The 13813-nt window shown below is 49.4% G+C and carries 11 protein-coding genes and 1 riboswitch; of the genes, 10 read left to right on the top strand and 1 reads right to left on the bottom strand.

The window, feature by feature from the left end; all coding sequences use genetic code 11:
* Positions 1–61: 61 nt before the first annotated feature.
* The 9 genes from ACDJ59_RS24805 to ACDJ59_RS24765 all read left to right on the top strand — a co-directional run bounded on the left by ACDJ59_RS24805 (position 62) and on the right by ACDJ59_RS24765 (position 10967).
* The gene (locus ACDJ59_RS24805; protein WP_413406510.1) at positions 62–1258 is read left to right on the top strand and encodes a helix-turn-helix domain-containing protein; all 1197 of its coding nucleotides are present in this window, start codon (positions 62–64) and stop codon (positions 1256–1258) included.
* Between the two features lie 121 nt (positions 1259–1379).
* The gene (locus ACDJ59_RS24800) at positions 1380–1562 is read left to right on the top strand and encodes a hypothetical protein (RefSeq protein ID WP_413406508.1); all 183 of its coding nucleotides are present in this window, start codon (positions 1380–1382) and stop codon (positions 1560–1562) included.
* 21 nt (positions 1563–1583) lie between these two features.
* Positions 1584–1661: a potassium-transporting ATPase subunit F gene (locus tag ACDJ59_RS24795; protein WP_074096687.1), complete on the top strand. Its 78-nt coding sequence runs from the start codon at positions 1584–1586 to the stop codon at positions 1659–1661.
* A gap of 58 nt (positions 1662–1719) precedes the next feature.
* Positions 1720–3399, top strand: coding sequence for a potassium-transporting ATPase subunit KdpA (gene kdpA, locus ACDJ59_RS24790; RefSeq protein ID WP_413406506.1), 1680 nt, complete (start codon positions 1720–1722; stop codon positions 3397–3399).
* A 208-nt stretch (positions 3400–3607) separates the two neighbouring features.
* Entirely contained in the window at positions 3608–5608 is a 2001-nt protein-coding gene (gene kdpB, locus ACDJ59_RS24785) for a potassium-transporting ATPase subunit KdpB (protein WP_413409912.1), read from the top strand.
* A gap of 61 nt (positions 5609–5669) precedes the next feature.
* Complete coding sequence (gene kdpC / locus ACDJ59_RS24780) at positions 5670–6230, top strand: potassium-transporting ATPase subunit KdpC (RefSeq protein WP_413406504.1); 561 nt, start codon at positions 5670–5672, stop codon at positions 6228–6230.
* Positions 6231–6318: 88 nt separating this feature from the next.
* Entirely contained in the window at positions 6319–8658 is a 2340-nt protein-coding gene (locus ACDJ59_RS24775; RefSeq protein ID WP_413406502.1) for a histidine kinase, read from the top strand.
* A gap of 7 nt (positions 8659–8665) precedes the next feature.
* On the top strand, positions 8666–10264 hold the full coding sequence (locus ACDJ59_RS24770) for an ATP-binding protein (protein WP_413406501.1): 1599 nt from the start codon (positions 8666–8668) through the stop codon (positions 10262–10264).
* Position 10265: 1 nt separating this feature from the next.
* The gene (locus ACDJ59_RS24765) at positions 10266–10967 is read left to right on the top strand and encodes a response regulator (protein WP_076210273.1); all 702 of its coding nucleotides are present in this window, start codon (positions 10266–10268) and stop codon (positions 10965–10967) included.
* Positions 10968–11082: 115 nt separating this feature from the next.
* On the opposite strand, the gene ACDJ59_RS24760 is transcribed toward ACDJ59_RS24765, so the two are convergent.
* A complete protein-coding gene (locus ACDJ59_RS24760; RefSeq protein ID WP_413406500.1) occupies positions 11083–12384 on the bottom strand; it encodes an alpha-glucosidase/alpha-galactosidase in 1302 nt (433 codons plus the stop codon).
* 204 nt (positions 12385–12588) lie between these two features.
* Here ACDJ59_RS24760 and ACDJ59_RS24755 point away from each other — a divergent pair, with 204 nt between their 5' ends.
* Entirely contained in the window at positions 12589–13416 is an 828-nt protein-coding gene (locus tag ACDJ59_RS24755; RefSeq protein ID WP_413406498.1) for an AraC family transcriptional regulator, read from the top strand.
* 77 nt (positions 13417–13493) lie between these two features.
* Positions 13494–13681, top strand: a riboswitch (cobalamin riboswitch).
* The last annotated feature ends 132 nt before the right edge of the window (positions 13682–13813 follow it).

The raw sequence follows: 13813 nt of genomic DNA, 5'->3' as shown, positions 1-13813 counted from the left end.
TGGAAGAAGAACAGCGAGGTTGATTCCTTGGTAGTTCGCAGTCCAGTAAGGAGGGAGCAGCATGTTCGTTGGTGAAAATTTGACCAATTTGCGGATCATGCATGGGTATTCGAGAAAACAGCTCTCCGAACAATTAGGTGTGACAGAACAAGCAGTCTGGCAATATGAAAATGCGTATACCTCTCCGAAGGTGCCAATTGTGAATGAGTTGAAACGCATTTTCAGTGTAAAAAGCAAGTATTTTTATACGAAAGATATGCTTACACAGCGTAATAACGCAGCCAACATTGATGTTATGAACATTGCCTATCGTTCGAAAGTGATGAATGTGATATCCAAGATACAGACAGAAGCAAAGCATGTAGAATATCTGGACACGTTCATTAATTATATTACCGCTCAGATTAGCCTTCCCACACTGAATATTATCCAATTGCGGGAAGAGGCAATTGAGTACATGAACCATACAGACGATGATCGTACAACTCAGATTCATTATGTTGCCCATCTTGCGAGACAACGGCTGAATATGGAGCCATCCACGAATGAGAACCTGATGTTCCGGATCGAAAAAAGTGGTGTATATGTTTTTGAAAAAGCGATTGGTGAAGAAATTGACGCGTACAGCCTTTGGACACGAAATGATCGTCCGTTTATCATACTGGGCAACATCAAACGTTCTGCGGTTCGCAGGAATTTCGATATTGCACATGAGCTTGGTCATTTGTTGCTTCATTATCGTCTTGAATTTGTCAATCTGGACCGAAAAGAACACAAATTGATTGAAAATGAAGCTAATCTGTTTGCGGGTGCATTTTTATTGCCCGAAGAAGAGTTTTCATCGGACATGAATGAAATCACTTATAAGACGAATCCCGATCAATATCTTGATTTGAAAAATAAATGGAAGACTTCCCTACAAGTGCTGGGATACAGAGCAGCACATCTAGGAATGATGGAAGCTAAGGATCATCGTAATTTCTATGCGGCGATGCACCGAAGAGGATATCTGGAAAAGGAGCCTTTCGACAGGGAGATTCCACTTCAAAAGCCGATGCGAATTAAAACCATTATTGACCTGCTTTCCAAGAAAGGTCTTGTGGATATCCGTTATATGATTGAGGAGGATTGGAAAGTGGAAACTTCTTTCTTTCATCATATGACAGGAATAAACACGGACTTTTTTAACAAGTACATGACGAACAAGCCTGAAACTAGTATTCAAAATGTTAGGAAAATGCCCACACGTAGCTCTTGAAATGACGGGTAGGTAATAGATCGGCACGTAATGGATTGCTCCGTATAAAAATGATGATAGACCCGTTCTTTTCAGCCCTTAGCTGAGGAGATCGGGTCTTTTTTACGTTTTTTTTACACCCATGGAGGCATTTCTTTACCCCTTTTTTACAGCGTTTCGTATTACGATTTTACATGTAGCAGGTGCAGAGAACGGTAGAGAGAGGGAGGAAGGGCGCATGGTGAATGATGCCACGATGATTGGATTGCTTGTGCTGTTGTTTGCGGTGTTTTGGGGATTCTTGAAATTCTGCGAGAAGGCTTGAGGGTAGAGAGGGGGAAGCCAGATGATCGTCATTGGCATGATTGTGCTCGCACTGGTGATATATCTCGGTTATGTGCTGGTGAAGCCGGAGAAATTCTGATGCTGGCGATGTGCGTAATGCGGAACAAGGGAACGTCGAATAGGGAGGAAATGCGGATATGGGTATCGGTGTAGTGCAAGTAGCGGTGACGCTACTAATCATCTTGCTGTTGGTGAAACCGATGGGAAAATATGTAGTGAAGGTGTTCGACGGACAGCGAACGGGGCTGGATCGGGTTTTTGGTGGGCCGGAGCGACTGCTCTATCGAGTGATGGGCGTACGTGAGGACGAATCCATGGGGTGGAAAAAGTACCTCACGGCGGTTCTCCTCTCGAACTTTGTAATGTTGGTATTGATGTTTCTGGTGCTGCGACTGCAAAAATATTTACCGCTCAATCCGGATGGCATCGGCAATATGCCAGCGGCGCAGGCATTTAATACAGCCGTATCTTTTATGACCAACACGAACTGGCAGTCGTATACGGGCGAGAACGCCTTGTCGTATCTGTCACAGATGCTGGCCGTGACGTTCCCGATGTTTACGTCCGCAGCAACGGGATTTGCGGTGGCTATTGCGTTCATTCGCGGGCTGATAGGCCGCCGGGATGAACTGGGGAACTTTTACGTCGACCTTGTCCGGTCGATTACACGTATTTTTTTACCGCTGAGTTTCATCGTAGCCTTGTTCCTCGTGTTCCAGGGGGTGCCTCAGACGCTTGCGGGAGCAGTGAATGCAACCACGCTAGAAGGCGCGCAGCAGACCATTTCACGTGGACTGGTCGCCTCACTGGAGTCGATCAAACACATTGGCACCAACGGTGGCGGCTGGTTTGGAACCAATGCTGCACATCCATTCGAGAATCCAACGGCCCTGAGCAACTTGGTGCATATCGTCTGCATGATGCTGCTGCCAACAGCACTGGTATATGCCTTCGGCTTGAGGGTCAATAACCGGAAGCAGGGTTGGGCATTGTTCGCAGCGATGAGTTTTCTTTTCCTTGTGATGTTGACCACCGTATTTGTCTCCGAATATCGCGGTGTACCCGCGCTGGATGCAGCAGGTCTGCAGGGCAATATGGAGGGGAAAGAGGTCAGGTTTGGCATACCCGAATCGGCTTTATTCACGGCAGTCACGACGGCGGCTACAACAGGTTCGGTCAACAATATGCACGAGTCGCTTACCCCGCTTGGAGGTCTGGTTTCACTGGCCCAAATGATGCTCAATAACGTGTTTGGGGGCAAAGGGGTAGGGCTGATCAACGGACTGCTGTATGTGATTCTGGCTGTGTTTATCTGTGGATTGATGGTGGGACGAACACCTGAGTTTCTGGGCAAAAAAATCGAGGGCAAAGAGGTGAAGCTCGCATCCATCGCCTTGCTCATTCATCCTTTGATTATTCTGGGGCCAACGGCAATCGCGCTTATGCGGCCCGAAGCCATTGCGTCCATCTCGAACGGGGGCATGCATGGCCTGACTGAAGTTCTCTATGCTTTTGCCTCGGGTGCAGCCAATAATGGATCGGCCTTTGCCGGACTGAATGCCAATACAGACTTTTACAACATCGCGATTGGTATCGTTATGCTGCTGGGAAGGTACGTTTCAATGATCGCCATGCTGGCTATTGCGGGTTCACTCGCTACGAAACGGGTTGTACCGGTAACTACGGGCACGTTGCGGACACACACACCTCTGTTTGCTGGCATTTTGGTCATGATGATCATTGTAGTCGGTGCGCTTACGTTCTTCCCGTCGCTTGCCCTTGGACCGATCGCAGAGCATCTGGCAATGATTCAATGAGAGATATGACAGGGGAGCAAAAGAGGAATTGGTATAAGGACGTAACGTACGGAGGTGGCAGTGCACGATGAATGCAGTCGAACGAAAGAAGGAGCAGACGATGCAACACATGGATACAGAAATGTTTAGAACGAAGGGCAATGAGCCAGATAACAACCGCGGTAATATTCAACGTGATTCCGGATCGAAACGGTCGTTAAACAAGGATATGATACTTCAGGCTTCACTCGATGCGTTCAAGAAACTAAATCCGGTGGTCATGATCAAAAATCCGGTCATGTTTATTGTCGAGGTAGGTACATTCATTACACTCTTATTATGCATCAATCCCGATCTTTTCACCGCATCCGAGGCTGGGCGCGGGTACAACATTGCTGTATTTTTCATTTTGCTGTTCACGCTGCTATTCGCTAACTTCGCGGAGGCACTTGCAGAAGGAAGAGGCAAGGCGCAGGCGGATACGTTACGCAAGACGAAGTCGGACACCCTGGCCAACCTGGTGCAGAAGGATGGAACGGTTAGACAAGTGTCTTCGACCCAATTGAAAAAAGGCGATATGGTCCGTGTGGAAGTCGGTGAACTGATCCCGACGGACGGTGAAATTATGGAAGGCTTGGCCTCCATTGATGAATCGGCCATTACGGGAGAATCTGCCCCTGTCATCAAGGAAGCAGGAGGGGATTTCTCCTCGGTTACCGGAGGTACACGCGTCGTGTCCGATTACATCGTCATGCGTGTTCAGACCGATCCGGGTGAGTCATTCCTTGACCGGATGATCTCTCTGGTTGAGGGTGCTCAGCGCCAGAAAACACCCAATGAAATTGCGTTGACAACCCTGCTCGCCGTATTAACCCTGATCTTTCTGATCGTCATTCTGACGATGGTCCCGATGGCGAATTACCTGGGTATTCGACTGGATCTGGCAACCCTAATCGCGCTGCTCGTCTGCTTGATCCCAACCACAATTGGTGGGTTACTGTCTGCGATTGGTATTGCCGGGATGGACCGTGTTACGCAGTTCAATGTGCTGGCTATGTCGGGTAAAGCGGTAGAAGCGGCCGGAGATATTGATACGTTGATTTTGGACAAAACAGGAACGATCACATACGGAAACCGCATGGCATCTGAGTTTATTCCCGTTCAGGGCATTACTACTTCAGAGATGACGCAAGCTGCTTTACAGGCTTCTGTGCGGGATGAGACCCCGGAAGGACGTTCTGTTGTGGAATTGGCAGGCAAACAAGGTCAGAGCTGGTCTGAGACGGAGTATGCAAATGCGGAAAATGTGGAATTCACAGCAGAGACTCGGATGTCCGGTCTCAATCTGAGTAACGGTATGAAGATTCGTAAAGGTGCCGTGGATGCGATCAAACGTTATATTGCTTCCGAAGGAGGTCGCATACCCGATGATCTGGATGAGATTGCAAATCGTATTGCGAAGGCTGGAGGCACGCCGCTTGCTGTAGCCGTCGATGAGCGAATCTACGGTGTGATCTATCTGAAAGACACTGTGAAGCCAGGGCTGAAGGAGAAGTTCGCCGAGATGCGCGCCATGGGCATCAAGACCATTATGTGTACAGGCGACAATCCGCTGACCGCAGCGACCATAGCGCTGGAAGCGGGCGTGGATGATTTCATTGCCGAAGCGAAGCCCGAAGACAAGATTGCAGCGATCAAAAAAGAGCAGCAGGAGGGCAAACTCGTCGCCATGACGGGCGACGGTACCAACGATGCTCCTGCTCTGGCGCAGGCCGATGTGGGCCTGGCGATGAATTCGGGCACCATGGCGGCCAAGGAAGCGGCCAACATGATTGATTTGGACTCTGACCCGACGAAATTATTGTCGGTCGTCTCCATTGGCAAGCAGCTGCTGATTACACGCGGCGCGCTCACAACCTTTTCGATATCCAATGATATCGCGAAATATTTTGCCATCATTCCAGCCATGTTTATTCTCGCCATGCCGCAGCTTCAGGCGCTGAACATTATGAATCTGGCTTCGCCGCAGTCCGCGATCCTGTCGGCGCTCATCTTCAACGCTATTATTATTCCACTGCTCATTCCCATCGCGATGAAAGGGGTCAAGTACCGGGCGATGTCAGCCGAACGAATGCTTGGCCGCAATGTATTCATTTATGGCGTAGGCGGTGTGATTGTGCCTTTTATCGGGATTAAGCTGATTGATATGGTTCTGTCGGGGATTCTTTAACGAGATAACAACACTTATCAAAACTGTTCTTTTATCCTAATGAATTCAGGAAGTGATCTGTATGAACATGTTCTTGCCCGCCATACGGTTATCCGTTGTGCTTATGCTGATATGCGGCCTAATCTATCCCCTCGTAACGACTGGCGTAGCTCAACTTCTCTTTCCTGCGCAGGCGAATGGAAGTTTGATTACGCAAGATGAGAAAATCATCGGCTCGTCCCTGCTGGCGCAGGAAATCCAATCGCCGGGGCTGTTCCAGCCCCGGGCATCAAATGCCGATTATGATCCAACGGCTTCAGCCGGTTCGAATCGCGCCGTAGCCTCGGAGGAGTATATCGGCGAGATGAAAGAAAAGATTGCTCAGCTCCAGCAGGAAAACCCGGGATTGAAGCAGATCCCTGCTGATCTCGTGACGGGTTCAGGCTCTGGACTTGACCCGGATCTCTCTCCCGAAGCCGCTGAGGCACAGATCCCGCGCATTAGTGAAGCTACAGGGCTTAGTGAACAACAACTTGTACAACTTGTAAATGAGCATATGCAAGGCAGGCAAATGGGTATATTCGGGGAACCACGTGTAAATGTAACGGCTCTGAATCTGGCGCTGACAGCAGAACTGAACTAACGAACGAACATATTAGCCTGCTCTCGATATATCGGGAGGGGCTTTCTCCATTTTTATCTTCACATTATCAAGAAAGGGGAGAGGACGGATGGAAGACAGCTTTAAGCGCAAGTCACCGGAAGAGATGTTGAAGATGATTACGAAGCTGCAACAGGGTACCCTCAAAATCTACATCGGCCCAGTCAGCGGATCGGGCAAAACGTATCACATGCTGCGGGAAGGGAACACGTTGCGTGAGCAGGGCATTGATGTGGTCATCTGCGCCGTCTCCACAATGCGCAGACCGGAAACGGTGGAACAGCTTGGCGCACTCGAACGGATTCCAAGCATTCACTGGTTACGCCAGAGTGATGATGTAGAGATGAAGGATCTGAACTTGGATGCACTGTTGGCGCGTAATCCGGAGGTTGTGCTGGTGGATGGTTTGGCACATCGCAACAGAGAAGGCGCCCGGTATGCTACCCGGCTGGAGGATATTCAGTTCTTGCTCCAAAACAACATCAGTGTCATGACAACGGTGAATGTGTATGAGCTGGAAGGGTATACCGAGCTGGCACGACAACTTACAGGGATCGCAGCAGAACATACGGTACCTGCGGATACACTGGAACTAGCGGATGAAGTCAAGCTGATTGACGTCACACCAGAAACCATACTGAGCCGTCTGGCAGAAGGTCATCTGAAGGGGCATGAGGGAGAAGCTGTATTTCGTCAAGGTAATCTGGGTATTCTGCGCGAACTGGCCCTGAGATTGGTTGCAGAAGGGGTGAATGAATCCCTGCGTGAGCATCGGGAGGAGATGGGAATTACCGTCACAACAGGCATCATGGAACGGATTCTGGTGTCCACGCAATATCATTGGAACGGCTCGATCTATATTCGGCGTGGACAACAGATTGCCAAACGGCTGAATGGTGATTTGTGCGCCGTGGTTTTTCGGAATATGAAGCAGCCATTAACCAAGGAGGCAATCGTATTTCGGCGCAATATGATCAAGTTGGTAGAGAAGTTTGGCGGCCATATGGAGGAGCTGTCTATATTACACCGTCGCTACATCCCGTCTACCCTGGCACGTTACGCAATGGAGCACCAGATTACCCGCATTGTGATGGGACACTCCCGACGTACGCGCTGGCAGGAACTGTGGCAAGGGTCCGTTGTTAACTCGTTGCTGCGCAGATTACGTAGTGTCGACCTGTTTCTGGTTGCTGATCGAGCTGCCCGGGAGGGTGAACGTGTGGTTCCGGCTAAAGTTAACGATGTGGAGTCGCTGACATACCGCAGACTAAGCGAGCAGGAAATGAAGGAACAGATTGGTCAGATTCAGCGAGGCACATTCAAAATATATATCGGAGCTGCACCAGGAGTAGGCAAAACCTACATGATGCTTCGGGAAGGCAATGATTTGCTCCGCAAGGGCATCGATGTGCAGATCGGCTTGCTGGAGACACATGGGCGGGCGGAAACCGTGGAGCAGATGGGTCACCTGTCTGTGATCCCTCGTGCGAAGCGCGTTTATCAGGAAACTCGTCTGGAAGAGATGGACACGGAGGCCATTCTGCATCTTTGCCCAGAAGTGGTGCTTGTGGATGAACTGGCGCATACGAATGTACCCGGGAGTGTTCGGCAAAAGCGTTATGAAGATATTCTGCTCCTGTTGAATGCAGGCATCTCGGTGATTACCACAATGAATGTACAGCATCTCGAAAGTCTGAATGATGCCGTTGAACATATTACAGGTGTTCGTGTCCGCGAGACCGTACCCGATCGGATCATTCAGATGGCGGATGAGGTGCAGCTGATTGATGTGGCACCCCAGGCCTTGCGGCAGCGCATGAGGGAGGGTAAAATCTATGCAACTGCCAAGGTCGAGCAAGCCCTTGCGAATTTCTTCAAAATCGGTAATCTGATTGCCCTGCGAGAACTTGCTCTGCGCGAGCTGGCGGACGATGTGGATGAACGGCTTGAAACACAGCAGGCCAAAATTACACTTCGAGGACCTTGGCGCAGACAGGAAGCGGTCTTTGTATGTGTAAGCAGTGATCGTCATGCCGAGCGGCTGATCCGACGTGGATTCCGCATGGCTTTTCGTCTAAAAGCCATCTGGCATGTACATCATATACACATCGGTGAGTCCATGAGTGACGAAGTGAAGTGCCATCTGGAGGCGTTGGAGCAGCTGACGATTCGGCTTGGTGGTCAATTTCATATTCATCACAGTCCAAGGCTGCGGGATATACCTGAGATTTTGGCCAGAAAGGCATCGGAGGCGAGAGCAACCCAGCTGGTGGTCGGGCAGGCAAGACGGGTGTGGTGGCTGAATGGCTACCGAGGCTCAGGCTCGGTGGTCAACCGACTTGTACGCTTGTCGCGGCATCTGGATGTATTGATCGTTGCAGATTATGATTATGAACTGAGCGGGATGTGAATGGATTTTGTCTGAACAAATAAAAAAAGAAACGCGGGCAGCCCATGGGAAAAGGGTTCCGGCATATGCATATGTATGGGTGACCCTCGGGGTGACGCTGCTAACTTTGCTGCTTCATACCATCGGCATGAGTGGAGATCTGGTTAATGTAGCACTAGTATACCTATTTCCTGTACTGGTGAGTGCCGTGTATTGGGGAATGGGGCCAGCTATATATGCCGCGAGTTTTAGCGTGATTATGTTTGACTTCTTTTTTGTACCGCCATATTTGAGTTTTACGGTTGAAGACTTGAGATACCTCATCTCCTTTGTTGTGTATCTTGCGGTGGCGATCCTGACAGCGAGTCTTGCAGGTCGATTGCGACAACAGTTGGAGATGGTAAAAGCACGGGAGGCCACGACTAACTCCCTGTACGCATTGAGTCGTCAGATGACAGCTATTACGGATCTGAACACATTACTGGTTAACATCGCAACCCAAGTATCGCTTACACTGGGTAAGCCAGCAGCTGTGTATCTTCCGAATGGGCAGGGGGATCTGCTGGTTACAAGCTCTTCTGCACCCGCATCAGAATGGGAAAAGGATGGCTGGGGAGATGGAGAGTCGGAGATTGCCATTGCCAAATGGGTGTATAATCATGGACACATCGCTGGTAAAGGATCATCCACATTGCGGGAATCTCTCGGGCTATATGTGCCGCTACGCACAGAGGAGCAGATTCATGGCGTGCTCGCCGTGAGCATGGACGCTGGTGAGGTTCATGAGCAGCAAGAACAGCTTCGTCTGTTGGAAGCATGCGGAGGACTGGCCGCAGGTGCTATTGCCCGAGTGAAGCTGGCGGAAGAGGCCAGATTGGCGCAGATTACTGCTGAATCAGAGCGCATACGCACAGCGCTGCTGGATTCTGTCTCTCATGAATTGCGTACGCCCCTAACCGCCATTATCGGCTCGGCTACGGGATTGTTGGAGAATGATACGCTTTTTACACCCGAGGATCGGAGAGAATTAACAGGCAACATTCGGGATGGGGCCATGCGTATGAATCGTCTCGTCACGAATCTGCTGGGTATGGTTCGGCTGGAGAGCGGCATGTTGCAACTGAACCGGAAATGGTGTGACGTGGGAGACATAATTAGCGTTGTACTGACACAAGTTCGGGAATTCAGTCCGCATCGTAACATTCAAGTTGAACTGCCTGATGCTCCGGCCTTCATCTACGGAGATGAGGTGTTGCTGGAACAGGTACTGGTCAATATCGTCAGCAACGCCATCAAATATTCGCCTGATGAGAGCCTGATTGTCATTACTGTGGTGAGTGATAAGAGTCCAAGTCAATTGACGATCGTGGTAGCTGATCAAGGCATCGGTATACCGGAAGCGGAAAGATTGCGTATATTTGATAAGTTCTATCGCTCGGAGTCGACTCAGCATGTCACAGGAACGGGGCTTGGTCTGGCGATCTGCAAAGGCATTGTGGAAGTCCACGGAGGTACCATTGTGGCAGAGCCAAATCCGGGCGGGGGAACGAGAATGCGCATAGATATCCCCATAGAGGCTCACGGATCACGGTTTCCCTATTCAGAACAAGGAGAGGTTGAAGAATAACATGAACGCACCACTAGGGGCTCGCATACTGGTGATCGATGATGAGCCGCAGATTCGCAAATTGCTCAAGGTTACCCTTCAGGCACACCAATTCGAACTCCACGAGTGTGGGGATGGCGAAGAGGGCGTTATTCAGGCAAGTATTGTACATCCGGATCTGATCATCCTTGATCTTGGTTTGCCAGGCATGTCCGGCATGGAAGTACTTCGTCGGATTCGCGAATGGTCACAGGTACCGATTATTGTGCTGACAGCGAAGGATCAGGAGGGAGACAAAATTGCCGCGTTGGATGGTGGTGCAGATGATTATGTAACCAAACCATTCGGGATGGGTGAGTTGGTCGCCCGTATTCGGGTGGCGCTACGTCATGTAGCCAAAACGACGGATGAGCCAATACTGCGTTTCGGATCACTCACGATTGATCTGGCCCAAAGGCAGGTGGAACTGGAGGGGACTTTGGTCAAATTAACCCCAACGGAATATGAGATGCTGAAGGTGCTCGCCTCGAATGCGGGGAAAATCATCACTCAGCGCCAGCTTTTGCAGCAAGTATGGGGAGGGCATCATCATGAGTCTGACAGCCATTATCTTCGGGTATATGTGGGACATCTGCGTAAAAAATTAAATGAAGATCCGACGAATCCGCGATATATTCAAACGGAGCCTGGCATTGGTTATCGCTTTTTGCTCCCCGCCGAATAGGTTCAAGGGAGCGGGGCGTTTCTTATAAATGATGTGATGCACGCTTCAGCGGGTGAGCGCTATGGAACGACAAAGCACCGTCCCCTTTAACAGCAAAGGAAACAGTGCTTTTATATTATGACGTATATTTTGGCAACCAGTCGCCGTGAGCCTCAATCAACTCATCACACATCGCTACGATGTCATCGATAGACAGTTCCGCAGCCGTATGTGGATCAAGCATAGCGGCGTGATAGATATGTTCTTTTTTGCCAGTGATTGCCGCTTCAATTGTCAGCAGTTGCGTGTTGATGTTTGTCCGGTTCAGTGCTGCGAGTTGTGGTGGCAGATCCCCAATGTACGTAGGGCTGATTCCTGATCCATCGACCAGACAAGGTACCTCGACACATGCCTCACGCGGCAGGTTCGTAATCAATCCGTTGTTCATAACGTTGCCGCCAATCTTGTACGGGTTATTCGTCTCCATCGCTTCCATAATATGCGATGCGTATTCCCGGCTGCGGGTATGTTCAATATTTTCGCTGGCAAATAGCTTGGTACGCATTTCCTTCCAACCTTCAATCTGGTTCACACAGCGGCGTGGATACTCATCCAGTGGAATGTTGAAACGTTCAATCAGCTCTGGGTAATTCTGCTTGATGAAGTACGGGTGGTACTCAGCATTGTGCTCGGAGGATTCCGTTACATAATAGCCAAAACGCTGCATCAGCTCAAAACGAACCATGTCGTCATGCTGCTCCTTCTGTTTTTCCTTCGCCAGACGTTTAATCTCGGGGTACAGATCCTGCCCGTCTTTGGTAACTTCGAGCAGCCACGCCATGTGGTTGATCCCTGCAATCTTAGCCACGACACCTGTCTGATCAATCCCCAGCGCATCAAACAGATGTGGTACACATACCTGCACACTATGACACAATCCTACGGTTTTGATCCGGCCATGCACATTCATGACGTTGGTAAGCACGGCCATCGGGTTGGTGTAGTTCAGGAACCACGCATCCGGACATACTTCCTGCATATCTCGGGCAAAATCCAGCATGACCGGAATCGTACGCAGATTACGGAAAATTCCACCGATACCGAGTGTATCTGCAATCGTTTGACGCAGACCGTATTTCTTCGGAATCTCGAAGTCTGTAATGGTACATGGATCATATCCACCGACCTGTATGGCGTTAATGACATATTTGGCCCCGCGCAGCGCTTCTTTGCGGTCATGATATACGTTCACAACGCAACGACTTCCGAGTGAACGGGCCAGACTGGTCAGCAAACGCTCTGAATCGCTCAAACGTTCAGCATCGATATCAAACAATGCCAATTCAAAATCCTGCAGTGCTTCGGTCATCATGACATCACCCAATACATTTTTGACAAAGACGGTGCTTCCCGCACCAAGAAACGTAATTTTATTCATTTAAGTTTAGCCTCCCTGAAAAATGTTGTACCCCAACTATAGGCCGATTCGGCACATATAACTATGGCTCAACCCCTCTCAAACATGTCATAATCCCATTTTTGTTTTCGCTTTCAACTAATAATTGTGTACTTTAGCTGTTATAATTTAATTAGACATACAGATGGTGAACCGCGGAAGGAAATAAGGAGGGAGGGCGAAAAAGTGAGTCGCATTGAGATGAATGTGGTTCCCGCCGGCTGGACACAGATGGAATTGATTTTGTTGTTTTTTGGGTGGGAGGCATGTGATCCTGCGCATTATTGGGGACCGGGTGTACGTGATTCTTACATTGTGCACTACATCCATGAAGGACGTGGCACTGTGTACATGGGGGATCAGGAGTACAAGCTGACTCAGGGACAGGGGTTTGTCATTCTCCCAGACACACTTATTCATTATGAGGCAGATCCGCAGGAACCCTGGACGTATTCGTGGTTTGGTTTTAAAGGCGTACAAGCCAAAGCATTCATGCAACGTGCCCAATTGAGCCCGGAGCGCCCGATATATGATGCCCATGATACAAATACGATGGAACAGTTGTATACGGAGATGGTCCAGGCTTTCACGCGTCCGGGAGGCGATGTGATGAATCAGAGTCTCTTGTACCGCTTGATGGCAGAATTAATCTCTTCTTCTCCTGTAGAGGAAGAAATAGGACAGCTTCTTTCGAACAAAGAGACGTATATCAGGCAGGCGGTGCAGTTTATGGAGAACAGGTACAGTCAGCGAACCTCCATTCTGGATATTGCCCAAGCTGTAGGGCTGGATCGCACGTATCTGTCGGGATTGTTCAAAGAGCGATATGGCATGTCGCTACAGTCCTTTTTCCTGGAGTACCGTATGAATCGGGCTGCCGAACTTCTTCAGAATCCAGGGCTGTCGGTCAGTGAAGTGGCTCATTCTGTCGGTTATACGGACCCATTACTGTTTTCCAAGATGTTCAAGCGTGTGACGGGTGTGTCTCCAAAGGGTTCGAGAAATCGAGATTAAATGCATCTAGTGTTTTAAATTTAAAAGAAAAATTTTGATCAGTATTCGTCGTCCCGCCATACTGATACAGAAGTGTAATTGCATATGTGGAACTTGGTGCTTTGCCCGTCAGGGTGAAAGCTTAATAGGGAAGTCCGGTGTAATACCGGCGCGGTCCCGTCACTGTAACAGAGGAGTGAGGTAGCGATAATCCACTGTTTTAGACCGGGAAGGAGCTGCAATGACCATGATTCTGGAGCCAGGTGCCAGGTTTAACAAACACAGTAGTACCCTACGGGAGATAGGAAGGTGTTTAGAGAGCATGATTTTTTCTGAAAATCTATTTATTTAAGGCGTCCTCATCCAGTAACACAGAGAGGGAGGCCTTTTTTGATAGAATTTATAAGTTTTCAGCGGA

The sequence above is a fragment of the Paenibacillus amylolyticus genome, assembly GCF_047302515.1.
GTDB lineage: Bacteria > Bacillota > Bacilli > Paenibacillales > Paenibacillaceae > Paenibacillus > Paenibacillus amylolyticus_G.
This window is presented reverse-complemented; position numbering and strand designations above follow the sequence as displayed.